20 protein-coding genes are annotated in these 24,340 nt (G+C 71.2%); 11 read left to right on the top strand and 9 right to left on the bottom strand.

The features are described 5' to 3' along the window. Positions 1 to 140: 140 nt before the first annotated feature. From gap to uvrC, 6 genes are all read right to left on the bottom strand, one after another. Positions 141 to 1,148: a type I glyceraldehyde-3-phosphate dehydrogenase gene (gene gap, locus AC0665_RS26320; RefSeq protein WP_468411031.1), complete on the bottom strand. Its 1,008-nt coding sequence runs from the start codon at positions 1,146 to 1,148 to the stop codon at positions 141 to 143. A gap of 227 nt (positions 1,149 to 1,375) precedes the next feature. Next, complete coding sequence (locus AC0665_RS26325; RefSeq protein WP_478705904.1) at positions 1,376 to 4,327, bottom strand: M14 family metallopeptidase; 2,952 nt, start codon at positions 4,325 to 4,327, stop codon at positions 1,376 to 1,378. Between the two features lie 151 nt (positions 4,328 to 4,478). Further along, complete coding sequence (gene whiA, locus AC0665_RS26330) at positions 4,479 to 5,468, bottom strand: DNA-binding protein WhiA (protein WP_062926196.1); 990 nt, start codon at positions 5,466 to 5,468, stop codon at positions 4,479 to 4,481. Further along, positions 5,459 to 6,538, bottom strand: coding sequence for a gluconeogenesis factor YvcK family protein (locus tag AC0665_RS26335; RefSeq protein ID WP_478607118.1), 1,080 nt, complete (start codon positions 6,536 to 6,538; stop codon positions 5,459 to 5,461). Before AC0665_RS26335 ends, whiA begins: the two co-directional genes overlap by 10 nt. Then, positions 6,535 to 7,494, bottom strand: a complete 960-nt coding sequence (rapZ, locus tag AC0665_RS26340) for an RNase adapter RapZ (protein ID WP_478607121.1) — start codon at positions 7,492 to 7,494, stop codon at positions 6,535 to 6,537. The genes AC0665_RS26335 and rapZ overlap by 4 nt, the downstream gene beginning before the upstream one ends. Beyond that, on the bottom strand, positions 7,491 to 9,611 hold the full coding sequence (uvrC, locus tag AC0665_RS26345; RefSeq protein ID WP_478607124.1) for an excinuclease ABC subunit UvrC: 2,121 nt from the start codon (positions 9,609 to 9,611) through the stop codon (positions 7,491 to 7,493). The genes rapZ and uvrC overlap by 4 nt, the downstream gene beginning before the upstream one ends. 253 nt (positions 9,612 to 9,864) lie before the next feature. Between uvrC and AC0665_RS26350 the strand changes: the two genes are divergently transcribed. From AC0665_RS26350 to AC0665_RS26365, 4 genes are all read left to right on the top strand, one after another. After that, positions 9,865 to 10,026: a hypothetical protein gene (locus AC0665_RS26350; RefSeq protein WP_363120221.1), complete on the top strand. Its 162-nt coding sequence runs from the start codon at positions 9,865 to 9,867 to the stop codon at positions 10,024 to 10,026. Positions 10,027 to 10,281: 255 nt separating this feature from the next. Beyond that, entirely contained in the window at positions 10,282 to 11,229 is a 948-nt protein-coding gene (locus AC0665_RS26355; RefSeq protein ID WP_478705905.1) for a hypothetical protein, read from the top strand. Between the two features lie 141 nt (positions 11,230 to 11,370). Beyond that, positions 11,371 to 12,414: a LacI family DNA-binding transcriptional regulator gene (locus tag AC0665_RS26360; RefSeq protein ID WP_478509978.1), complete on the top strand. Its 1,044-nt coding sequence runs from the start codon at positions 11,371 to 11,373 to the stop codon at positions 12,412 to 12,414. Next, a complete protein-coding gene (locus tag AC0665_RS26365) occupies positions 12,411 to 13,319 on the top strand; it encodes a carbohydrate kinase family protein (protein WP_478607130.1) in 909 nt (302 codons plus the stop codon). Before AC0665_RS26360 ends, AC0665_RS26365 begins: the two co-directional genes overlap by 4 nt. Before the next feature lie 34 nt (positions 13,320 to 13,353). Here the strand turns inward: AC0665_RS26365 and AC0665_RS26370 are convergent, their stop codons facing one another. Then, positions 13,354 to 14,223 (bottom strand): helix-turn-helix domain-containing protein, encoded by an 870-nt coding sequence (locus AC0665_RS26370; protein WP_478607133.1) that lies wholly within the window; start codon positions 14,221 to 14,223, stop codon positions 13,354 to 13,356. Between the two features lie 101 nt (positions 14,224 to 14,324). Here AC0665_RS26370 and AC0665_RS26375 point away from each other — a divergent pair, with 101 nt between their 5' ends. Further along, positions 14,325 to 14,876, top strand: coding sequence for a YceI family protein (locus AC0665_RS26375; protein ID WP_478607136.1), 552 nt, complete (start codon positions 14,325 to 14,327; stop codon positions 14,874 to 14,876). A 72-nt stretch (positions 14,877 to 14,948) separates the two neighbouring features. Here the strand turns inward: AC0665_RS26375 and uvrA are convergent, their stop codons facing one another. After that, entirely contained in the window at positions 14,949 to 17,975 is a 3,027-nt protein-coding gene (gene uvrA / locus AC0665_RS26380) for an excinuclease ABC subunit UvrA (RefSeq protein ID WP_468411049.1), read from the bottom strand. A gap of 223 nt (positions 17,976 to 18,198) precedes the next feature. Between uvrA and AC0665_RS26385 the strand changes: the two genes are divergently transcribed. The 5 genes from AC0665_RS26385 to AC0665_RS26405 all read left to right on the top strand — a co-directional run bounded on the left by AC0665_RS26385 (position 18,199) and on the right by AC0665_RS26405 (position 22,577). After that, entirely contained in the window at positions 18,199 to 18,888 is a 690-nt protein-coding gene (locus AC0665_RS26385) for a maleylpyruvate isomerase family mycothiol-dependent enzyme (protein WP_478705906.1), read from the top strand. Positions 18,889 to 18,942: 54 nt separating this feature from the next. Further along, the gene (locus AC0665_RS26390) at positions 18,943 to 19,599 is read left to right on the top strand and encodes an MBL fold metallo-hydrolase (protein ID WP_468637604.1); all 657 of its coding nucleotides are present in this window, start codon (positions 18,943 to 18,945) and stop codon (positions 19,597 to 19,599) included. A 463-nt stretch (positions 19,600 to 20,062) separates the two neighbouring features. After that, positions 20,063 to 20,935 (top strand): ABC transporter substrate-binding protein, encoded by an 873-nt coding sequence (locus AC0665_RS26395; RefSeq protein ID WP_478705907.1) that lies wholly within the window; start codon positions 20,063 to 20,065, stop codon positions 20,933 to 20,935. Further along, the gene (locus AC0665_RS26400) at positions 20,932 to 21,828 is read left to right on the top strand and encodes an amino acid ABC transporter permease (RefSeq protein ID WP_478705908.1); all 897 of its coding nucleotides are present in this window, start codon (positions 20,932 to 20,934) and stop codon (positions 21,826 to 21,828) included. The genes AC0665_RS26395 and AC0665_RS26400 overlap by 4 nt, the downstream gene beginning before the upstream one ends. Beyond that, positions 21,825 to 22,577, top strand: a complete 753-nt coding sequence (locus AC0665_RS26405) for an amino acid ABC transporter ATP-binding protein (RefSeq protein ID WP_363120210.1) — start codon at positions 21,825 to 21,827, stop codon at positions 22,575 to 22,577. Before AC0665_RS26400 ends, AC0665_RS26405 begins: the two co-directional genes overlap by 4 nt. Positions 22,578 to 22,675: 98 nt before the next feature. Here the strand turns inward: AC0665_RS26405 and aroQ are convergent, their stop codons facing one another. Then, positions 22,676 to 23,149, bottom strand: coding sequence for a type II 3-dehydroquinate dehydratase (gene aroQ, locus AC0665_RS26410; protein WP_366051146.1), 474 nt, complete (start codon positions 23,147 to 23,149; stop codon positions 22,676 to 22,678). A 103-nt stretch (positions 23,150 to 23,252) separates the two neighbouring features. Here aroQ and AC0665_RS26415 point away from each other — a divergent pair, with 103 nt between their 5' ends. Further along, positions 23,253 to 24,299: a S66 family peptidase gene (locus AC0665_RS26415; protein ID WP_478705909.1), complete on the top strand. Its 1,047-nt coding sequence runs from the start codon at positions 23,253 to 23,255 to the stop codon at positions 24,297 to 24,299. The last annotated feature ends 41 nt before the right edge of the window (positions 24,300 to 24,340 follow it).

Consider the following 24,340-nt stretch of genomic DNA (forward strand, 5'->3'; position numbering starts at 1 on the left):
GGGACTCCTGAAAGAGCTCGTGATCGCTCGTAAGCGCTCTTGATCGAACAGCTCTGATCTGTACGTGAGTCAGGGCTCGGGCAGCGCGACCGCGCGCTGCCCGAGCCCTGCTCTCACACCGTGGTGCCTGGTCTATTCGATCAGAGCTGGTTACCGACGAAGACCGTGAGGTCGACGAGACGGTTGGAGTAGCCCCACTCGTTGTCGTACCAGCCGATGACCTTCACGCTCTTGCCCTCCTGGACCATGGTCAGGGAGGAGTCGAAGGTGCAGGACGCCGGGGCGTTCACGATGTCGGACGAGACGATCTCGTCCTCGGTGTACTCGAGGATGCCCTTGAGCTCGCCCTCCGCGGCCTTCTGGAAGGCGGCGTTGACCTCTTCCTTGGTGACCTCGCGGGACAGCTCGATGACCAGGTCGGTGACCGAGCCGGTCGGGACCGGGACGCGCATGGCCATGCCGTCCAGCTTGCCCTTGAGCTGCGGCAGGACCAGCGCGGTGGCCTTGGCGGCACCGGTGGTGGTCGGAATGATGTTCTCGGCGGCGGCACGCGCGCGGCGCAGGTCCTTGTGCGGGAAGTCCAGGATGCGCTGGTCGTTGGTGTACGCGTGCACCGTCGTCATCAGGCCCTTGACGATGCCGAAGTTCTCGTCGAGGACCTTGGCCATCGGCGCCACACAGTTGGTGGTGCAGGAGGCGTTGGAGATGACGTGGTGGTTCGCCGGGTCGTACGTGTCCTGGTTGACGCCCATCACGATGGTGACGTCCTCGTCCTTGGCCGGAGCCGAGATGAGGACCTTCTTCGCGCCACCGGCGAGGTGCTTCTCGGCGTCGGCCTTCTTGGTGAAGATGCCGGTCGACTCGATGACGATGTCGACGCCAAGCTCGCCCCACGGGATGTCGGCGGGGTTGCGCTCGGCCAGCACCTTGATGGTCTTGCCGTCGACCGTGATCGTGTCGGCGGTGTGGGTGACCTCCTGCTTGAGGCGGCCCAGGATCGTGTCGTACTTCAGCAGGTGAGCCGTGGTCGCGGTGTCGCCCAGGTCGTTGACAGCCACGATCTCGATGTCTGCACCCTGCTCCAGCAGCGCGCGGAAGTAGTTACGACCGATGCGGCCGAAGCCGTTGATGCCTACGCGGATCGTCACGAACCGATCTCCTCGTTGGTACGCCGGCCATGAAGTGCCGGCGAGCTCTGTTTGGGATGTCCCCGACCGCCTACGACCCTACCTCCCTGAAGCCCTGGTAGTGACATCCAGATGCCTCATACACGGCAGGGCGGTCCGTACCCGCCAGTAGGGGTACGGACCGCCCACCGCCGAAAGCAGGATCAATCGTTCTCGCCATCGGACGGGTTCCCCGTTGACCAGGGATGTCACCCGTCCAGGGAAGCGAGTGCCTTCCTCATCAGCGCCGCCCGGTCGGCGGCGGTGGTGACGTGTTCCAGGCCGAAGCCCAGCAGCACGGTGTCGTCCGTGGTGACCGCGCCGTACGTTTGGAACAGGGCGCCGGTGCGGGCCCAGTCCTTGAGGACGGCCGGGCTGCCCGGGGGCGGTCCGGCCACCTTCCAGGCGCCGAGCGAGGTCTCGAAGCCCTCGGTCTCCCTGGCCGTGCCGCCGACGACGAGCGAGGCGTCGTCGGCGAGGACGCCGCGCCCGCCGCTGCCCGGGTCGGTGACGTAGCTGATCGAGAGCTCGATCGTCTTGCCGGCGTAGGCGCTCAGGTCGAAGTTCACCTGCCGCCAGCCGTTGGAGGCGCCGGTGAGGCTGTTCCACGTGCCGGTGGTGCCGGTCGCGGCACAGCCGTCGGCCGCCACGGTCAGGTAGTGCTTCAGCCAGGGGTGCTCGTCGACGTAGAACCCGCCCTGGCACTCCGACGGCACGGTGTTCCTGGTGGCGCCGCCCGCCTCGGGGAGGGTCGTCCAGTCGTCGGCGCCGGTGGTGTGTGCCTCGACGAGGGCGTGGTCGTAGCCGGACTCCGTGTCCCACAGCAGCCGGGTGCTCAGGGTGGGCCGGTCGGCGGCGGTGATGCCGGTGAGGTCCACGGTGCGGGTGAGGCGCTTGTAGGAGTCGTCGGTGTGGACGGCGGCGGCCATCGAGGAGCCCGCGAACGGACCGTACGGGTTGACCGTGCCGGCGAACTGCCCGGCGCCCTTGCTCGCGAACTGCGGGAACCGGTCGGGCGCCAGTTCGTCGGAGGTCACGCTGTAGGTGCCCGCCTTGTCCAGCGGGTTGCCGGGGGCCGCGCCCAGCGGGGCGGAGACGCCGCCCAGCTCGCCGGAGCCGGTGAAGCCGGTGGCGCCGGGGGTGGTGGTGCGGGTGTAGGCGCCCAGGTAGTACTGGCTGAAGTCGTTCGACAGCGCGCCGCCGAGGTCGACGTTGCCGCCGGCCTGCTCACCGGCCTCGATGAGCCGGCCGCCCTCGTTGAGGAAGGCCCGCAGCTGGAGCTGGGTGGCGACCCCCGGGGTGCTCGCGCCGGTGTGGTGGACGACGGTGTCGAAGTGCTTCAGCACGCCGAGCGCGTCCGGCGCGCCCTGCTTGGCGACGTCCCAGACGATCGCCTTGCGGCCGCTCGCCTTGAGCGCGTCCACGTACGTCTGCGCCTGCGTGGCGGTCGCGCCCTCCTCGGCGACGACGAGGGTGTTCGCCCGGGGCCGCTCGGCGACGGTGTAGGTGAAGCGCTCGCTGGAGAGCTTCTTGCCGTTCTTCGCCTCGCCGGTGAACCAGACCTCGACCTTGTCGCCCGGCTCGCCGTCCTTCACCTTGGCCCGGTACTCGTCGAAGTAGAGGTTGTCCTCGCCGCCGTAGGTCTCGCCGCCCTTCCAGGGCTTGAGCGCCATGTCCAGGGTGCGGCCGCCGTTGACGCGGTACTTGAGCTCCTTGTCGCGCACCGACTTGCGGACGACGACGGAGACCTCCTGGTCGGCGCCGCGGGAGTACGAGGTGGTGAACGCGGTCGGCGTGAAGTCGGCGGCGTTCAGGCCGACCGATGAGGACGGCCGGTCGGGGTGGGCGGCGGACTCGGCGACGGAGAGCGCGAACGGGACGTTCTTGGCGAACTCCTGCTGGATCAGCTTCTCGTCGTCCGGGAAGGTGAAGACCGACTGGCAGTCGGCCGCCTTCCACTCGTCGTTCGGGTCCAGATCCGAGGCCGTCTGGCAGGTCGACATCTCGGGGGTGAACATGGCCAGCCCGTTGACGTTCGCCGCGTGGCCGTCGGCCTCACCGTTGGTGGTGTACAGCTCGGAGGAGAGCTGCGGGTGGTAGCCGGGGATCGCGGAGTTGTCGGGCGTGCCGGCGAGCGCCTCGTACAGCACGTCGTCCGGGGTGTGCGTGGCGACCTGCCAGCCGACGCCGTAGAGGAGGAGTTCGGCGGCGGAGTGGTAGTTGATGCCGTACGTGAAGCCGACCCGCTTCTGGAAGGCGTCCAGCGCCTTGGTCTCCGGCTCGGAGTTCGGTCCGGCGCCCCGGTAGGTCTGGCTGGTGGGGTTCGGGGACGAGCCCTCGTCGTCGTAGCCCCACTTGTAGGCGAAGTTGCGGTTGAGGTCGACGCCGTCGCCGGTGGTGATGGCGCCGTCGCCGTTGACGTCGCGCAGGTTCTTGCGCCACTGGCGGTTCGCCGGGTCCGCGAAGGTGAAGTCGTATCCGTCGGGGTTGGCCGAGAGCAGGAACCACAGTTCGGTGGAGTCGACGATCTTCTTGATCCGCCGGTCCTTTTTGTACCGGTCCAGGTAGTGGTGCATCAGACGCCGGGTCATCTCCGGCGTGATCCACTCGCGCGCGTGCTGGTTGGACATGTAGAGCACGGAGGGCTTGGAGCCGTCCTTGGTCCTCTTCGCGCCCTTGGTGAGCTTCAGCGCGAGGATGTCCTGGCCCTTGATCGTCTTGCCGATGGAGACGACCTTGGTGAGGTCGGGGTGCTCCTGGGCGGTGCGCAGGAGTTCCTCGCGCAGTCCGCCCTTGCCGCTGTACGGGCGGAACACGCCCTCCGCGGCGTCCTCGACGCGGGCCTCGGCCCGGGCGGAGACCTTGTGCTCGGTGAGGCCGACGCCCTGCTTCTCCAGCTTCTTCGCCTGCTTCTCCGTCAGGTAGACCTCGACGGTCGCGGTGCCCTTCTCGGGCACCCGCTCGCTCAGCTCGTGGCCGTCCTGGCCGGCCGCCAGCAGCAGGGGCACCTGCTTGCGGTTGACGTCGGCGCGGAAGACCTTGACCTCGTCCGGGTCGGACGGGGTCGAACTCCCGGGTTGTGCCTGGGCGATGGGCGCGAAGCTCGCTCCGCCGATCAGGAGCGCGCCGACAGCGAGGATCGATCTCGCTCTTCGTCTCATGAACCCCCCTAGCGTGGGTTCGCCACAGCAGCGAACAGATGCCAGGCTCATGACAGACCATGATCGAGTCAAGGGTGCCTCAGCGACACGCACACACCGGTGCCGACCACCCAAGTGGGCGTCGGCACCGGTGTTCTGACGATCTGTGGGATCAGCCCACGAGGTTGTCGGCCAGTTCCTCGCTGAGGTTGGCCTCCGTGCCCGGGATGCCGAGGTCGGAGGCGCGCTTGTCGGCCATGGCCAGCAGGCGCCGGATCCGGCCGGCGACGGCGTCCTTGGTCAGCGGCGGATCGGCGAGCGCGCCCAGCTCCTCCAGGGAGGCCTGCTTGTGCTCCATGCGCAGCCGGCCGGCGGCGGCGAGGTGCTCGGGCACGTCGTCGGCGAGGATCTCCAGGGCGCGCTGCACCCGGGCTCCGGCGGCGACCGCCGCGCGGGCCGAGCGGCGCAGGTTGGCGTCGTCGAAGTTGGCGAGCCGGTTCGCCGTGGCACGCACCTCGCGGCGCATCCGGCGCTCCTCCCAGGCCAGCACCGACTCGTGGGCGCCGAGGCGGGTCAGCAGGGCGCCGATCGCGTCACCGTCCCGGACGACGACCCGGTCCACGCCGCGCACCTCACGGGCCTTCGCGGCGATCGACAGCCGCCGGGCGGCGCCGACCAGGGCAAGCGCGGCCTCGGGTCCGGGGCAGGTCACCTCCAGGGAGGAGGAGCGGCCGGGCTCGGTGAGCGAGCCGTGCGCCAGGAAGGCGCCGCGCCAGGCGGCCTCGGCGTCGCAGGTGGCCCCCGAGACCACCTGCGGGGGCAGGCCGCGGATCGGGCGGCCCCGCCCGTCGACCAGGCCGGTCTGGCGAGCGAGCTGATCGCCGCCCGCCACCACCCGCACCACGTAGCGCGAGCCGCGGCGCAGGCCGCCCGGGGCCATCACGATCAGCTCGGAGCTGTGCCCGAAGATCTCAAGGATGTCCCGTTTGAGCCGGCGGGCCGCCATCGCCGTGTCCAGCTCCGCCTCGATCACGATCCGACCGCTCACCAGGTGAAGGCCGCCGGCGAACCGCAGAATGGCGGAGACCTCCGCCTTCCTGCAGCAGGTCCGGGTGACGGGGAGCCGGGAGATCTCGTCCTTCACCGCTGCCGTCATCGCCATGGGCCGATCCTTCCATGCATCCGAAAAATACGGTCGTACGCGGCGGCCAACAGCTCCGGGTCGTGCCTCGGGGTGCCGTCGGGCCGGGCCACCGGCGCCAGCTCGACCGCGGCCCCGAACCGCTTGGCGGCATCGGTCAGCAAGTCGCGGTCGGGCACGGCGGCCTCGTCGGCCAGCACCACGTCCAGGGCGAGTTTAGGGGCGTGTCGTCCCAAAACCTCCAAATGACGCTGCGGGGAGAAGCCCTCGGTTTCTCCGGGCTGCGGCGCGAGGTTCAGCGAGAGTACCCGGCGGGCCTTCGTCTGCGAGAGCGCGTCCAGCAGCTGGGGCACGAGCAGGTGCGGGATGACCGAGGAGAACCAGGAGCCGGGACCGAGCACCACCCAGTCCGCGTCCAGGACGGCCTCGACCGCCTCGGGGACAGCCGGGGGGTCGCACGGCACCAGGTGCACGGACTGCACCTCGCCCGGGGTGAGGGCGACCGTCGCCTGGCCGCGGACCGTGTCGACCTCCTCCGGACGCTCCGGATCATGGCCTTTGACCAGGGCCTGGAGCTCCAGCGGCACGGCCGACATCGGCAGCACCCGGCCCTCGGCGCCCAGCAGGCGTCCGACCAGGTCGAGGGCCTGGACGTGGTCACCGAGCTGCTCCCACAGGGCGACGATCAGCAGATTGCCGACCGCGTGTTCGTGCAGGTCGCCCTTGGACTGGAAGCGGTGCTGGATGACCCGCGCCCAGGTCTGCCCCCAGTCGTCGTCACCGCACAGCGCGGCCAGCGCCTTGCGCAGGTCGCCGGGCGGCAGCACGCCCAGCTCGTCGCGGAGCCGGCCGCTGGAACCGCCGTCGTCGGCCACGGTGACGACGGCGGTGAGGTCGCCGGTGATCCGGCGCAGCGCGGCGAGCGAGGCGGACAGGCCCATGCCGCCGCCGAGGGCGACGACCTTGGGCTGGGTGCCGCGGCGGCGCGGCCTGCCGCCCCGGGCCTCGGCGGGCCGCCCGCCCTTGCCGCTCGTGTTGCCCTCGGGCACCACCCGGCGCAGCCGGCTCAGCCGAGGAGTACGTCGTGTCATTCGCGTCCCATGTCCCGGTGTACGACCACCGTCTCCACGCTCTCGGCGGCGAGCCGGGCGGCGAGCCTCTCCGACATGGCGACCGAGCGGTGCTTTCCGCCCGTGCAGCCCACGGCGATGGTCACATAGCGCTTGCCCTCCCGGCGGTAGCCGGTGGCGATGAGCTGGAGGAGCTCCGTGTAGCGGTCGAGGAACTCCTTGGCGCCGGGCTGGTTGAAGACGTAGCCCGACACCTCCTCGTTGAGGCCGGTGTACGGGCGCAGCTCGGGGACCCAGTGCGGGTTCGGCAGGAAACGGCAGTCGACGACGAGGTCGGCGTCGACGGGCAGGCCGTACTTGTAGCCGAATGACATCACCGTGGCCCGCAGCTCCGGCTCCTCCTCGCCGGCGAACTGGGCGTCCATCTTGGCGCGCAGCTCGTGCACGTTCAGGCTGGAGGTGTCGATCACCAGGTCGGCGTCGCCGCGCAGCTCGCGCAGCAGCTCGCGCTCGGCGGCGATGCCGTCGACGATGCGGCCGTCGCCCTGGAGGGGGTGCGGGCGGCGCACCGACTCGAAGCGGCGGACCAGGGCCTCGTCGGAGGACTCCAGGAAGACGATCCTCCGGGTGACGTTCTTCGCCTCCAGGTCGGCGAGGGACTCGCGGAGGTTGTCGAAGAAGCGGCGGCCGCGCACGTCGACGACGACGGCGATCCGCGCCACGTTGCCCTGCGAGCGGGCGCCGAGCTCCACCATGGTGGGGATCAGCGCGGGCGGCAGGTTGTCGACGACGAACCAGCCGAGGTCCTCCAGGCACTTCGCCGCCGTGGAGCGCCCGGCTCCGGACATGCCGGAGATGATCACCAACTCGGGGATGGCCGCGTCCGGGACCTGGGCCTTGTCGTTGGGCGTGCCCGTACTCACCTGTGCTCCGTCTCCGGCTTGCTCGTGTTGCGCGTGGTGCTCGTTCACATTCATGTCTCCTGCCCCCGTCGTTCGTCCGGGGCGCCCGTCGTCACGGGTTCCCCACTGGAACCCATGGTGCCGGGTTCCTCCTCCATGATCTCTCCCGTCGCCGTGTTGACGGCGGGTGCGGCCGGGGCGGACCGGGCAAGAGCCACGGCGATCGTCTCGGCCGTCTTGCGGCCTATGCCGGGGACCTCGCAGATCTGGTCGATGGTGGCGGATCGCAGTTTCTTCAACGAACCGAAGTGCCTCAGAAGTGCCTGCTTGCGCGTGTCCCCGAGCCCGGGGACGTCGTCCAGGGGGCTGGAGCGGAAGCGCTTGGACCGCTTCGTGCGCTGGTAGCTGATGGCGAACCTGTGGGCCTCGTCACGCACGCGCTGGAGCAGGTACAGGCCCTCGCTGGTGCGGGGCAGGACCACCGGGTCGTCGTCACCGGGCAGCCAGACCTCCTCCAGGCGCTTGGCGAGGCCGCACACGGCGATGTCGTCGATGCCGAGCTCGTCCAGGGCGCGCCGGGCTGCGGCCACCTGGGGGGCGCCGCCGTCCACGACCACGAGCTGGGGCGGGTAGGCGAACTTCTTCGGGCGGCCGTCGTCCTCGGTGAGGGTGTTCGTGGCGGCCGGGACGCCGGTGCCGGTGAGGGGCGCCTCCGCGCCGTCGGGGTCCTGGCCTCCCCGGCCGTCCTGGCCCTCTCGGCCGCCCTCGGTGTCCGTCCACTCCCCCGTCTTCTCCTTCTCGGCGAGATAGCGCCGGAAGCGGCGGGTGATCACCTCGTGCATCGAGCGGACGTCGTCCTGCCCGGCGAAACCCTTGATCTGGAAGCGGCGGTACTCGCTCTTGCGGGCGAGCCCGTCCTCGAAGACGACCATGGACGCCACGACGTCGTCGCCCTGGAGGTGGGAGATGTCGTAGCACTCGATCCTGAGCGGGGCGCTGTCCAGGTCGAGGGCGTCGGCGATCTCCTCCAGGGCGCGCGAGCGCGTGGTCAGGTCCGAGGCGCGCTTGGTCTTGTGCAGCACGAGCGCCTGCTGGGCGTTGCGCTGCACGGTCTCCATGAGGGCCTTCTTGTCGCCGCGCTGCGGGATGCGCAGGGAGACGCCCGAGCCGCGCCGCGTGGTGAGCCACTCCTGGACCGGCTCGACGGGGTCGGGCAGGGCGGGGACCAGGACCTCCTTGGGGACGGCGTCGCCGGTCTCCTCGCCGTACAGCTGCTGCAGGGCGTGCTCGACGAGGGCGCCGGTGGTGATCTCCTCCACCTTGTCGGTGACCCAGCCGCGCTGGCCGCGCACCCGCCCGCCGCGCACGTGGAAGATCTGGACGGCCGCCTCCAGCTCGTCCTCGGCGACCGCGATCAGGTCGGCGTCGGTCGCGTCGGCGAGCACGACCGCGTTCTTCTCCATGGCCTTCTTGAGGGCCTCGATGTCGTCGCGCAGCCGGGCCGCCCGCTCGTACTCCATGTCCTCGGCCGCCTCGCCCATCCGCTTCTCCAGGCGGCGGATGTAGGTGTTCGTGCGGCCGGTCATGAAGTCGCAGAACTCGTCGGCCAGTTCGCGGTGCTCCTCGGCGGAGACGCGCTCGACGCAGGGGGCCGAACACTTGCCGATGTAGCCGAGGAGGCAGGGGCGGCCGGTGCGGGCGGCGTTCTTGAACACGCCCGCCGAGCACGTACGCACGGGGAAGACGCGCAGCAGCAGGTCGACCGTGTCACGGATCGCCCACGCGTGCGCGTACGGCCCGAAGTAGCGCACGCCCTTCTTCTTGTGACCGCGCATCACCTGCACGCGCGGGTACTCCTCGTTCATCGTCACCGCGAGGTAGGGGTAGCTCTTGTCGTCGCGGTACTTGACGTTGAACCGGGGGTCGTACTCCTTGATCCACGAGTACTCCAGCTGGAGCGCCTCGACCTCCGTGGACACCACCGTCCACTCCACCGACGCGGCCGTGGTGACCATGGAGCGCGTGCGCGGGTGCAGGCCCGCCAGGTCCTGGAAGTAGTTCGCCAGGCGCTGGCGCAGGCTCTTCGCCTTTCCTACGTAGATCACCCGGCGGTGCTCGTCACGGAACCTGTAGACCCCCGGCGTGTCGGGGATCTCACCCGGTTTGGGGCGGTAGCTGGAGGGGTCGGCCATGTCTCACACCCTACTGGCGAGCACCGACAGTCCGGCGCGGCCACGGGCACGATCACGGTCCCGGCGGCAGGGCGGTTTTCAACGGCATGTGCCGCTCAGGGGTTACGGCCCCCCAGGAGCGGGAATGGGGCTCACCCACGGGACACGGCGACGTCCGGCGGACGGAGTCCGTCCCGGTGCAGGCACAGGTTGTCGGTGCGGACCGTCGTTCCCGGTGCGGGACGGGCGGGCCACGGGTCGGAGGGCTGCGCACATGAAGCGGATGCGGATCGAGAAGACCCGGCGGGCGGTCCGTGCCCGCACGTACACGGACGAACCGTTGGCGCTGCGCGACGCCCTGGACCCGCGCGATCCCGACATCGCGCGGGCCAAGCGCCTGGCCCTGCGGGAACAGGGCGGGAACGACCGCTCCTAGAAGCGCACGTCCACTGCGAACGCCCGGGGCGCACGCCCCGGGCGTTCGCGTGTCCGGAGGGAGCCGGCCGGAGCGGGACGTCACTGTCCGGCATCAGGTGTTGTCGGGACCAGGTCAACACGCTTCAATGCGGGGGAACTCGGGACCTGAACGACGGCGTACGGATGTGAAGACCTCCTCCGCGCCGGCGGGCGGCCCGGGCGGCCAGCGCCGACGGTCTGACCAGCCGTCGCCGACTCACAGAGAGGCCCCTGCATGCCGCACGCCACACAGCACGCGGACGTCGCCACCGTGGAACTGGACTCGGCCCTGCGAGGCGGCCCCTTCCACGTCGCCCTGCGGGCCGCGATCGCCGCCCGCGGACTGCCGCTGCAGCGCGTGCAGCACCACCTGTCCCGCCACGGTGTGAAAGTCGGCGTCACGAGCCTGAGTTACTGGCAGCAGGGGGCCCGGCGCCCGCAGCGCCCGGAGTCGCTGCGGGCCGTGCGCGCGCTGGAGGAGATCCTGGGGCTTCCCGAGGAGTCCTTGATCCGGCTGCTCGCCGAGTCCGGGCAGAGTCCGTCCCGGCTGCGGCCGGCCACCCACTCCTACCGCTCCCTCGTCGAGGCCTCCGGGGTCCTGGACCGGTTGCTGGCCGAGCTGGGCTGCCCGCCGGACGGGGGCCTGCACACCCTCGGCCACCACGAACGGCTCCGGATCGGGGCGCGGCGCGAACTGGCCGAGCGCGAGTCGCACCACATCGTGCGCGCCCACCGGGACGGCGTCGACCGCTTCGTGGCCGTCCACCACGGCGACCGGGGCGCCGCACCGGAGCGCATGAGGGTGCACGCCTTGGAGAACTGCCGCACCGGACGCGTCCGCTGGCACCACGACACCGGAGTGCTCGCCGCCGAGCTGCTCTTCGACACCCGGCTGCGCGCCGGGGACACCTTCCTGTTCCGCTACGGCGTCGAGGACGGCACGGCGGAGGTGTCCCGCGAGTACGTCCGCGGCTTCGACTCCCCCGGCGGCCAGTACGCCCTCCAGGTGTCCTTCGACGCGGCGGCCCTCCCGGTGCGCTGCCACCGCTTCACCCAGCACTCGGCGGCGGCGCCGCGCAGCGGATTCCAGGAGCTGGCGCTGAGCGGCCGGCACCGGTCGGTGCACGTGGTCGAGCCGCGGGTGCGGGCGGGATTCCTGGGGATCGGCTGGGACTGGGAGTAGGGGCGGACGGGACGGCTCGTCGCGGCGGGGGTCCCGCCCACGGCCGGACGTAAACGCTTGCGCAATCGTTTACGTCCGCCTCCGGATGCGATACGTTCCCCGTCTGACCTGACGTGACCTGACGGAGGAGGCGGGAGCGGCATGGCGACCATGGCCGATGTGGCGCGGAGTGCCGGCGTCTCCGTGGCGACCGTCTCGCATGTGCTGAACGGCACCCGGCCGGTGCTGCCGCACACCCGGCAGGCCGTCCTGGACGCCGTGGAGGAGCTCGGCTACACGACCAACACACTCGCCCGCTCGCTGGTGACGTCCCGCACCCGGTCCATCGGGCTGGCGGTGTCGGCGATCAGCAACCCGTACTTCACGGAGATCCTCCAAGGGGTGGAGGCCGCCGCGCTGGAGGCCGGCTACAGCCTGCTGATCGCCGATCCGCACGACGACCCCGAGCACGAGCGCAAGGTCGTCCGGCTGCTGCACGAGCGCCGCGTGGACGGCATGATCGTCGCGCCCTCCGCGGATCCGCGCGGGCTGCTCGCCTACCTGGGGCGGCATGCGGTGCCGGCGGTGTTCCTGGACCGGCTGGTGGACGCGCCGGGGGCCGATGGCGTCCCGCGGTTCGACCAGGTGTGCGCCGACAACGCCGAACCGATGTCCCGGCTGGTCACGCATCTCGCCGGGCTGGGGCACCGGCGGATCGGGCTGGTGGCGGGGCGGCCGGGGCTCAGCACCACGAGCGAGCGCATCACCGGCTACCGCAGCGGGCTCGCCTTCGCGGGACTGGCGTACGACGAGCGGCTGCTGGTGCACGGAGACTCCGAGTCGGCCGGTGCCGAGCAGGCGACCGAGGCCCTGCTGTCCCTGGGGGTGCCGCCCACGGCCCTGGTCACCGGCAACAACGCCATGACCATCGGGGCGCTGCGCGCCCTGAGCGCACACGGCCTGTCCGTGCCGGACGACATCGCGCTGTGCTGCTTCGACGACTTCGCCTGGGCGGACCTGTTCTCGCCCCGCCTCACCGCGATCGCCCAGCCCGGCAAGGACATCGGCGCCCGGGCCGTGCGCGTGCTCCTGGAGCGGCTCGCCGAGCCGGAGCGTCCCGCGCGGGCCCTGCGGCTGCCCTGCACCTTCGTCCACCGCACGTCGTGCGGCTGTCCCAGCTCGTCCGAGGAAGGAACCCCGTCGTGATCGTCGTCGCCGGTGAGGCACTGATCGACCTGGTACCGCAGGGCACGGGTGCCCTGGCCCCGCTGCGGCCGGCGCTCGGCGGCGGCCCGTTCAACACGGCCGTGGCGCTGGGCCGTCTCGGCTCCCCTGTCGCCTTCTGTTCCCGGGTGTCGTCCGACGCCTTCGGGGAGGCCCTGGTGGACCGGCTGCGCGAGACCGGGGTCGAGGTGTCCGCGGTGCAGCGGGGTGCCGAACCGACGACGCTGGCCGTCGCCACGGTCGGCGCGGACGGCTCGGCGGCGTACTCCTTCTACGTCGACGGGACGGCGGACCGGCTGTTCGCGGCGCCCGCCGCCCTGCCGTCCGGCACCCGTGCGGTCTCCTTCGGCACCTGCTCGCTGGTGCTGGAGCCGGGGGCGAGCGCCTACGAGGAGCTGATGCGCCGGGCGGCCGAACAGGGCGTGTTCACCGCGCTGGACCCGAACATCCGGGCCGGTCTCATCCCCGACGCGGACGCCTACCGGGCGCGGTTCAAGAGCTGGCTGCCGTCGGTGTCCTTGCTGAAGCTGTCCGAGGAGGACGCCGAGTGGCTGGGCGGAACTCCCCGGGAGTGGCTGGCCGCCGGCCCGGCGGCGGTCGTGATCACCCGGGGCGGCGACGGACTGACCGCTTACACCGCCGACGGCGGCGAGTACACCGTGCCGGGCGAACGCGTGGAGGTCGTGGACACGATCGGGGCCGGCGACACGGTCAACGCGGCCCTGCTGCACGGGCTCGCCGAACGCGACGCCCTCGGCACCCGCGCGCCGGCCGCCCTGGGCCCCGGCGGCTGGACGGAACTGCTGCGCTTCGCGGCCCGCGCGGCGGCCATCACCTGCTCACGGGCCGGGGCGGAACCGCCGTACGCGCACGAGCTGAAGGGCTGAGCCGGGCCGGAGGCCCTCGCGGGACGCGGAGGTCTCAGCCGGTCTCCCCCATCGCCACGGCCCGCAGCGCGCCGGGGCGGCGGCCGTCGAGGCGGTCGAGAGCCGCGGCCGTGGCCTCGTCCGCGGGCAGGTGGACGATGACCTGCTGGCCCTCGTCAAGCAGCGCGAGCGTCTCCTGGAGCAGCCGCAGGGGACCGGCCTCGGGGTGCTCGATGTCGTGGGAGCCGGTCCGCCGCGGTGTCATGGCCAGGTCGGCGAACCGGTCGGCGAAGTCCGCGCCCGCGGTCACCGTCAGCTCGTCGGCCAGCTCGGCGAGGTACGGGTCCCGCAGGGGGGCGCCGTGCCGGAGCCGGGCCACGAGGTCGTCGGCCACCCGGTCCCAGTCGCGGTAGGCGCTGCGCGCCCGCTCGTCGGTGAACAGGTACCGAAGCAGGTTGGGCCGCTCGTCGTCGAGCAGGCCGAGGGGGCCGACCAGCCGCCCGTAGCCGGCGGTGTGCGCGAGGACGTCGCCGATCCAGTTGACGACCAGCGCGGGAGCCGGCTCCAGGCGGTCCAGTACGGCTCGTACGGTGGGGCGCGCCGTGCGGCTGAGCGACGGGGCCGCGGCGCACACCAGCGGATCGCCGCCGTCCGCCTCCTTGGTCAGGCGGCGCAGCAGCATCCGGTCACGCAGGGAGAGGTTCAGGGCGTCGGCCAGGGCGCCGAGCACCTGAGCGGACGGGTTGCGGTCGCGGCCCTGTTCCAGCCGGGTGAGGTACTCGACGCTGACGCCGGCCAGGGTGGCCAGCTCGGCGCGCCGCAGGCCCGGGGTGCGGCGCCGGGGGCCCGCGGGCAGACCCGCCTCGGCCGGCGTGACGGCTTCACGCCAGGTGCGCAGGAACGTGCCCAACTCGTTGTCACTCACCCGGCGAACGTACAGGGCGGGCGGGCGCGGAGGGTGGCCCCGTCACTACCAGGCTCCGGCCGGTCTCCCTTCCGGGCCGCGCCGCCGCCAGGGTGGAGGGCATGACGAATGACACCGCCACCACCGCCCTGCCGCTGGCCCCCGGACAGTGGGCCCTCGACCCGTTCCACTCCTCCGTGAACTTCACCGTCCGGCACCTGGGCATCGCCAAGGTGCGGGGGCGCTTCGAGCGGTTGGAGGCCGACCTGGTCGTCGGGGAGCGGGTGGAGGACGTACGGGTCTCCGCGACGGTCGACCTGGCCTCGATCAACACCGGCAACGCCGACCGGGACGCGCACGTGCGCGCCTCCGACCTGCTCGACGTGGAGAAGCGGCCGACGATGACGTACCGCTCGACGCGGGTGTCGGGCGCGGCTGAGGACTGGACCATGGAGGGCGAGCTGACGATCGGTGGGGTGACCCGCCCGGTCACGCTCGCCGTGGAGTTCGGCGGGCTGGTCGACGTGCCGATGGACGGCAGCCGGCACGCCGGGTTCGAGGCGACGGGCGAGATCCGCCGCAGCGAGTTCGGGCTGGACTTCGCCCCTGGTCTGCTCGGCGAAGTGGTCAAGATCCAGCTCGACATGCAGTTCGTGGAGCCGAACAGCTCCTGACCGCACACGGAGAACGCGCCGTGCCCCACAGGACGATGCCTGTGGGGCACGGCGCGTTCGGCGGGAGGGACCTCAGCCCTTCGTGGCCCGGGTCGTCTTCTTCGCGGCTGCCTTGGTGGTCTTGGCGGCCGTCTTCTTGGCGGTCGTGCCGTCGACCGTCCTGGTGGCGGTCTTGCGGGCCGAGGCCGTCTTGGCCGCGACCGTCTTGCGGGCCGCCGTCTTGCGGGGCGCCTTCACCGAGGACGCGTCGCTGACGCGGTCGGCGCCGAGGATCTCCCGCAGGAACTTGCCGGTGTGGCTGGCCGGGACGCCCGCCACCTGCTCGGGTGTGCCCTCGGCCACGACCAGGCCGCCGCCGGCGCCGCCTTCGGGGCCCATGTCGACGATCCAGTCGGCGGTCTTGATCACGTCGAGGTTGTGCTCGATGACGATGACCGTGTTGCCCTTGTCGACCAGTCCGGACAGGACCGTCAGCAGCTTGCTGATGTCCTCGAAGTGCAGACCGGTGGTCGGCTCGTCGAGGACGTAGACCGTGCGGCCGGTGGAGCGCTTCTGCAGCTCGCTGGCGAGCTTGACGCGCTGCGCTTCGCCGCCGGACAGGGTGGTCGCGGCCTGACCGAGCCGGACGTAACCGAGACCGACGTCCTTCAGGGTCTTCATGTGGCGGGAGATCGCGGGGACCGCCTCGAAGAACTCCGTGGCCTCCTCGATCGGCATGTTCAGGACGTCGGCGATGGACTTGCCCTTGTAGTGGACCTCCAGGGTCTCCCGGTTGTACCGGGCTCCGTGGCAGACCTCGCACGGGACGTAGACGTCCGGGAGGAAGTTCATCTCGATCTTGATGGTGCCGTCGCCCGCGCAGTTCTCGCAGCGGCCGCCCTTGACGTTGAAGGAGAAGCGGCCGGGCAGGTAGCCGCGGACCTTCGCCTCGGTGGTCTCGGCGAACAGCTTGCGGATGTGGTCGAAGACGCCGGTGTACGTGGCCGGGTTGGAGCGCGGGGTGCGGCCGATGGGCGACTGGTCGACGTGGACGACCTTGTCGACGAGGTCGTCGCCCTCCACGCGCGTGTGCCGCCCGGGCACGCTCCTCGCGCCGTTCAGCTCGCGGGCCAGGTGCGTGTACAGGATGTCGTTGACCAGGGTCGACTTGCCGGAGCCGGACACACCGGTGACGGCGGTGAAGACGCCCAGGGGGAACGAGACGTCGATGTCCTGGAGGTTGTTCTCCCGGGCGCCGTGCACCGTGAGCTGCCGGGACGGGTCCAGCGGGCGCCGGATGTCGGGCAGCGGAATGGCCTTCCTGCCGGACAGGTACTGGCCGGTCTGCGACTCGGTGTTGGCGAGCAGCTCCTTGAGGGAGCCGCTGTGCACGACGTTGCCGCCGTGCTCGCCGGCGCCGGGGCCGATGTCGACGACCCAGTCGGCGACCTTGATGGTGTCCTCGTCGTGCTCGACCACGATGAGCGTGTTGCCCATGTCGCGCAGCCGGACCAGGGTCTCGATCAGCCGGTGGTTGTCGCGCTGGTGCAGGCCGATGGACGGCTCGTCGAGGACGTACAGGACGCCGACGAGGCCGGAGCCGATCTGGGTGGCCAGCCGGATGCGCTGGGCCTCGCCTCCGGACAGGGTGCCGGCCGCGCGGTTGAGCGAGAGGTAGTCCAGGCCGACGTCGACCAGGAACCGCAGCCGCTCGTTGACCTCCTTCAGCACCCGCTCGGCGATCTTCTTGTCGCGGGCGGTGAGCTTCAGCTCGCCCAGGAAGTCCGCGCAGTCGCTGATCGACATCGCGGAGACCTCGGCGATGGACTTGCCCATGATCGTGACCGCGAGGACGATCGGCTTCAGGCGCGTGCCCTCACAGGTCGGGCAGGGCACCTCGCGCATGTAGCCCTCGAAGCGCTCGCGGCTGGAGTCGCTCTCGGCCTCGCTGTGCCGGCGCTTGACGAAGGGGACGGCGCCCTCGAAGGCCGTGGTGTAGCGGCGCTCACGGCCGTAGCGGTTGCGGTAGCGCACCTCGACCTGGGTCTTGTGGCCGTGCAGCAGGGCCTTCTTGGCGCGCTGCGGCAGACCCGCGAAGGGGATGTCCGTGCGGAAGCCCAGCGCGTCGGCGAGGGCTCCGATGAGACGGGCGAAGTAGTCCTTGGTGTGACCGTGCGACCAGGGGTGGATGGCGCCTTCGTCGAGGCTCTTGTCGGGGTCCGGGACGATCAGCTCCGGGTCGACCTCCATGCGGGTGCCGATGCCGGTGCAGTCCGGGCAGGCGCCGAAGGGCGAGTTGAAGGAGAAGGAGCGGGGCTCCAGCTCCTCGAAGGACAGGTCGTCGTACGGGCAGTACAGGTGCTCCGAGAACATGCGCTCGCGCTCGGGGTCGTCCTCGGGGAGGTCGACGAAGTCGAGCACGACCATGCCGCCGGACAGGCCGAGAGCGGTCTCGACGGAGTCGGTGAGGCGGCGCTTGGCGCCGTCCTTGACCGTGAGGCGGTCGACGACCACCTCGATGGTGTGCTTCTCCTGCTTCTTCAGCGTGGGCGGGTTCGACAGCTGCACCGTCTCGCCGTCCACCCGCGCGCGGGAGTAGCCCTTGGTCTGGAGGTCGGCGAAGAGGTCGACGAACTCGCCCTTGCGCTCGCGCACCAGCGGCGACAGCACCTGGAAGCGGCTGCCCTCGGGCAGCTCCAGGACCCGGTCGACGATGGCCTGCGGCGACTGGCGCGAGATCGGGCGGTGGCACTGGGGGCAGTGCGGCTTGCCGATGCGGGCGAAGAGCAGCCGCAGGTAGTCGTAGACCTCGGTGATGGTGCCGACCGTGGAGCGCGGGTTGCGCGAGGTCGACTTCTGGTCGATGGAGACGGCCGGGGACAGGCCCTCGATGAAGTCGACGTCCGGCTTGTCCATCTGGCCGAGGAACTGCCGGGCGTAGGAGGAGAGGGATTCGACGTAGCGCCGCTGTCCCTCCGCGAAGATGGTGTCGAAGGCCAGCGAGGACTTGCCCGACCCCGACAGGCCCGTGAAGACGATGAGCGAGTCGCGCGGGAGGTCGAGCGAGACGTTCTTGAGGTTGTGCTCGCGCGCTCCACGGACGATGAGACGGTCGGCCACGCCGGTCCGCACCTTTCTTGAGAGAAGTGACAGGGGCGAGGCCCCCGTCTTTCCCAGACTAGGGGGAGCCACTGACAACGCCGGTCGGATTCACGGGTTGCCAACAAACCCCGGCTCTACCAGCATGCCCGACGCCACGTCCGACCATATAGCACGTGCTTTCGATTTACGGCACCGCTTCGCCGCCTTCACCCGAAGGAGTGGCGGAGCTAGGGTCAGGACCATGATTGATCACGCTCATGACCTGGCGTCTGTACGTGACGCGACGGACCGGCTGCTGACCGCAGTCGGCAAACTGGACAACGCCGCTGTGACCCACCCGTCACGGCTGCCCGGCTGGAGCCGCGGCCATGTCCTGGCCCATCTCGCCCGCAACGCGGACGCCCTCGTGAACGTCCTCCAGGGCCGCCCCATGTATGTCTCCGGGGAGGCCCGGGACGCCGACATCGAGCGGGACGCCCCGCGCGGGCTCGACGTCCAGCTCGCCGACCTGCGCGAGAGCGCGGCCCGCTTCCAGTCCGCCGGGGACGCACCGGCGGACTGGTCGCGCACGGTGGAGCTGCGCAACGGGGTCACCGACTCAGCGTCCCGGGTGCCGTTCCGGCGGTGGGTCGAGGTGGAGCTGCACCACGTGGACCTGGGGATCGGGTACGAGCTGGAGGATCTTCCGGCGGAGTTCACGCAGCGGGAGATCGCCTTCCTCGCCGACCGGTTCGCCGGGCACCCGGACGTACCGCCCACGCGCCTCACGGACGGCACGCGCGCGTGGAGCACGGGAGGCGACGCCCAGGACGGTCCGGAGGTGACGGTCACGGGCTCCCCCGCGGATCTGCTGGGCTGGCTCGCCGGCCGCCGTACCGGGTCCGCGCTGAGAGCGGACGGCGGCCCGCTTCCGGCCCTGCCCCCGCTGTAGGGCCGCTCCCCGGCCGCGGGACCGGGGCCGCCGCCCCGCTATAGGCTGGCGGACATGACGTACAGCGGAGAGGTGAAGGTCGGCGGGCCGGCCGATGTGCACGAGCTCAAGGACCTGATGATCACCAAGATCGCGGTGGGTCCGATGAACAACAACGCCTATCTGCTGCGCTGCCGGGCCACCGACGAGCAGCTGCTCATCGACGCCGCGAACGAGGCGGAGACGCTGCTCGGCATGATCGGCGGCGACGGCATCGCGTCCGTCGTCACGACCCACCGCCACGGCGACCACTGGCAGGCACTCGCCGAGGTCGTGGCGGCCACCGGCGCCCGCACCCACGCCGGCCGGCACGACGCCGACGGCATCCCCGTACGGACCGACGTGCTGGTCGACGACGGCGACACCATCCGGGTGGGGCGCGTGGAACTCACCGCGCGCCACCTGGTCGGGCACACGCCCGGCTCCATCGCCCTCGTCTACGACGACCCGCACGGGCATCCCCATGTGTTCACCGGGGACTGCCTGTTCCCCGGCGGTGTGGGCAACACCCACAAGGACCCCAAGGCGTTCGCCAGTCTCATCCACGACGTCGAGACCAAGATCTTCGACGCCCTCCCGGACGAGACCTGGGTCTACCCGGGGCACGGCAACGACACGTCCCTCGGCGCGGAGCGCCCGCACCTTCCGGAGTGGCACGCGCGCGGGTGGTGAAATCCGCGCCATGGTGGGCGAGTTCTCGCGCGGGCGTGCACGCGTGGGGTCGCGGGCGTGCACGCGTGGGGTGGTGAGCCGCGCACGCGTGGGGTGGTGAGCCGCGCACGCGTGGGGTGGTGAGTCGCGCACGCGCCCCGTGTGAATCGTTCGCACACACCGGTGTCGCTCGTGCGCTCCCCTCCTGCTTGGTTGCGCAGTCAACTGGTCTCAGCCCCGCGCAGGATGACGGCTCCTGAGCGGATGGGCCGCCGGCCTGTCGATCCCCGCCCTCGGCCGGCGGCCCCGGCACCACGGCGAAGGCGGCGGCCCGGCACACGCAGCCGAAGACGGCGGCTCGGCACACGGCGAAAGACGGCGGCTGCCGCAGTCCGTTCACATGATCGCAACACCCGTTCCCACTATCCGGACAAGTGTTGCCGTGACCTCGACAAACGAGACCGTCGGCTGTCAATCTCCCGCCATGCACCCTGCCCCGCGCGCCCTGCGCCACGCTGCCGCCGCCGTCGTTCTCCTCGCCGCCGCCGTGGGCTGCGCCCCGCAGCCGGAGGCGTCGGGCGGCTCCCCGGCGTCGACCGGAAGCGCCTGCGCCAAGGGCGCGTTGGCGACCCGGACCTCCGGCAAGCTGACCATCGCCACGGACCAGCCCGCCTACGAGCCCTGGTTCAAGGACGACGACCCCGCCAACGGCAAGGGCTTCGAGTCGGCGGTCGCCTACGCCGTCGCCGAACGGCTCGGCTACGGCAAGGACAAGGTCACCTGGCAGACCGTCCCCTTCAACAAGGCCTTCGCGCCCGGTGAGAAGACCTTCGACTTCGACATCAACCAGGTGTCCGTCAGCGAGGAACGCAAGAAGGCCGTGGACTTCTCCTCCGGCTACTACGACGTGCGCCAGGCCGTCGTGGCGCTGAAGGGCTCCAAGGCGGCGAAGGCGAAGAGCGTCGCGGATCTCAAGGGCGTGCGGCTGGGCGCGCAGGTCGGCACCACCAGCCTCGACTACATCGACGACGTGGTCCGGCCGACGCGGGCCCCCGCCGCGTACGGCAAGAACGACCAGGCCAAGTCCGCCCTGAAGAACGGCCAGATCGACGCCATCATCGTGGACCTGCCGACCGCGTTCTACATCACCGGGGCCGAGGTCACCGACGCGACGATCGTCGGGCAGTTCGAGAACCAGGGCGGCACGCCGGAGCAGTTCGGTCTCGTACTCGACAAGGGCAGCGCGCTCACCTCCTGCGTCTCGCGGGCCGTGGACGCGCTGCGCGAGGACGGCACGCTCGCGCAGATCGAGCAGCGGTGGCTGTCGGACGCCGTCGACGCGCCGGTGCTCAAGTGACGGTCGACAAGGCGGAGACCGGCTCCGGCGGGCACCAGGCCGCGGACGGCTACGTCCCGTCGCGGCGGCGCCTGGAGCGGGAGCGCCACAAACGCACCCGGGCCCGGCGCGCGACGGCGCTCGGCGCGCTCTCGACCCTCGTCACCGCCGTCGTCCTCTACCTGGTCGTCGTCAACGCCCCGGGCTGGCCGCGCACCAAGGAGACCTTCTTCGACGGGGCGTACGCGCGCGAGGCGTTGCCGAAGGTCCTCGAAGGGCTGTGGCTGAACGTCCGGCTGCTGCTGGTGTGCGGGGCCGCGGTGCTCGTCCTCGGCATGCTGATCGCCGTCGCGCGTACGCTGCGCGGCCCGGTGTTCTTCCCGCTGCGCTTCCTGGCCGCCGCGTACACGGACTTCTTCCGGGGGCTGCCGCTCATCATCAACCTGATGATCGTGGTCTTCGGCGTCCCGGCGCTGCGGCTCCAGGGGGTGAGCGTGGACCCGGTACTGCTCGGCGGCACCGCGCTCACCCTGACGTACTCGGCCTATGTCGCCGAGGTGTTCCGCGCCGGGATCGAGTCCGTGCACCCCTCGCAGCGCGCGGCGGCCCGTTCGCTGGGGCTGAGCAACCGGCAGGCGCTGCGGTACGTGGTGCTGCCCCAGGCGGTGCGCCGCCAGGTGCCGCCGCTGCTGAACGACCTGGTGTCCCTGCAGAAGGACACCGGGCTCGTCTCGATCGGCGGTGCGGTGGACGCCGTGCGGGCCGCGGACATCATCGTGGGCCGCAGCCTCAACTACACCCCGTACATCGTCGCGGGTCTGGTCTTCGTCGCGCTGACCATCCCCATGACCCGCTTCACGGACTGGGTGACGGCCCGGATGGACCGCCGGCAGGCCCAGGGAGGAGCCATATGAGCCAGACGCCCGTGCTGCGCATGGAGTCCGTGCGCAAGACCTTCGGTGACGCGGTCGTCCTGCGGGACGTCGACCTGGAGGTCGCCCCGCACACCGTCACCGCGCTGATCGGTGCCTCCGGCTCCGGCAAGTCCACGCTGCTGCGGTGCGCGAACCTGCTGGAGGAGATCGACGACGGGGCGATCTGGCTGGACGACGAGGAGATCACCGACCCGCGCGCCGACCATGACGCCGTGCGCCGCCGGATCGGCGTGGTCTTCCAGGCCTACAACCTGTTCCCGCACATGACCGTCCTGGAGAACATCACGCTCGCCCCGCGCAGGGTGCACGGGGTGCCCCGTGCCGAGGCCGAGGCACGCGCGCGTGAGCTGCTGGAGCGGCTGGGGCTCGGCGGGAAGGCGGACGCGTACCCGGACCGGCTGAGCGGCGGCCAGCAGCAGCGCGTCGCGATCGTCCGCGCCCTGGCCGTGCGCCCGCGGCTGCTCCTGCTCGACGAGATCACCGCCGCCCTCGATCCCGAACTGGTGGGCGAGGTGCTCACCGTCGTCCGCGGCCTCAAGGACGAGGGCATGACCATGGTGCTGGCCACCCACGAGATGAGCTTCGCGCGGGAGGTCGCCGACCAGGTCTGCTTCCTGGAGGGGGGCGTGGTGCTGGAGCGCGGCACCGCCGCGCAGGTCTTCGAGGATCCGCGGCAGGAGCGCACGCGGCGGTTCCTGCGGCGGATCGTGGAGGCGGGGCGGCTCTGAGCAGCCCGGCGGCGGTAAGGGGCGCTCACCACGCTCGGCGGGGCTTACTTCGCCGGGCTGCCGGTGTGGCCTGTCAGCGACGTCCCAGGACAGCACACCTAGGCGTCCGCCTGTGCCGCCCCGGTCAGCGCCACCACGCGCTCCACGCCGAAGACGTACCCCTGCACTCCGCAGCCCGCGATGACCCCGTCGGCGCGCAGCGAGACGTAGGAGTGGTGCCGGAAGGACTCGCGCTGGTGGATGTTGGAGATGTGGACCTCCAGCACGGGCAGGCCGTCACAGGTGTTGAGGGCGTCCAGGATGGCGACGGAGGTGTGCGAGTACGCCCCCGGATTGATCACGATGCCGCAGTGGTGGAGCCGCGCCTCGTGGATCCAGTCGACCAGCTCGCCCTCGTGGTTGGACTGGCGGAAGTCCACCGTGCCGCCGTGCGCGGCCGCCGCCTTGGCGCACAGGGCCTCCACGTCGGCGAGGGTGTCGGAGCCGTAGATCTCCGGCTGGCGCTGGCCGAGCAGGTTCAGGTTGGGCCCGTTGAGGATCATGATCGGGGCGTTGGCCAGGGTGCGGGGCACGGTTCCTCCGGTCCGTTCGGGGTCGGACGGCCCGTGACGGACCGCCGCTCCCAGCCGGTTTATCACGGTGCGACGGCAGCCCGCCGGTGCCTAGCATCCCGGCATGACGAGCCCTGCCTGTCCGCCCAAGCCGTCGCCCGGCGACCGCATCGCCGTGCTCTCGCCCTCGTCCGGCCTGCCTGCGCTCTTCCCGCTCCCCTACGAACTGGGCCTCAAGCGGTTGCGCGAGGAGTTCGGGCTGGAGCCGGTCGAGTACCCGACGACCCGCCGGATGGGAGCCACGCCCCAGGAGCGGGCCGCCGACCTCCACGCCGCCTTCGCCGATCCGGACGTCAAGGCGATCATCGCGTCGATCGGCGGCGACGACCAGATCACCGTCCTGCCGTACCTGGACCGGGAGTTGATACGGGCGAACCCGAAGCCGTTCTTCGGGATGAGCGACAACACCAACCTGCTCGCGTTCCTGCGCAACAGCGGGATCGTCGCCTACCACGGCGGCAGCGTCATGTGCGAGCTGGGCCGCCCCGGCGCCATGCACCCGCAGACCGCCGAGTCCCTCAGAGCGGCCCTGTTCACGTCGGGCCCGTTCGAGCTGAGGCCCGCCGAGCGGTGGCGGAACTTCGACCGGGACTGGGCCGACCCGGCGACCTTCCTCGCCGAGCCGGAGACCCGTCCCGGCACCGGCTGGACCTGGGTGAACCCCGACCGGGTGGTGGAGGGCCGCAGTTGGGGCGGCTGTCTGGAGATCGTCGGCCGGCTGCTGGTGGCCGACCGGGAGGTCTCGCACGACCTCTCCGTGTACGACGGCGGTGTCCTGCTGCTGGAGACCTCCGAGGGCATGCCGAGCGCCACGGAAGTGCACCGCACCCTCCGGAACATGGGTGAGCGCGGGCTGCTCCAGCGCTTCCCGGCCCTGCTGATGGGCCGTGCGAAGACCTGGTCCCTGGAGCGCCGAACCAGCCCGGAGGAAGGCGTCCGTTACGCCTCCGAGCAGCGCGAGGCCGTCCTGCGCGCCATGCGGACCTACGCGCCCGGCACCACGATCGTCTTCGACGTGGACTTCGGCCACACCGATCCGCAACTGGTGATCCCGTACGGGGGAACCGTGCGCGTGGACGGGCCGGCCCGGCGCATCACGGTCACGTACTGAGGGCCCCGAAGCCCTCCACGCGCCCCCGTAACCGGCGATCA

The sequence above is a fragment of the Streptomyces sp. NPDC043685 genome (assembly GCF_056436585.1).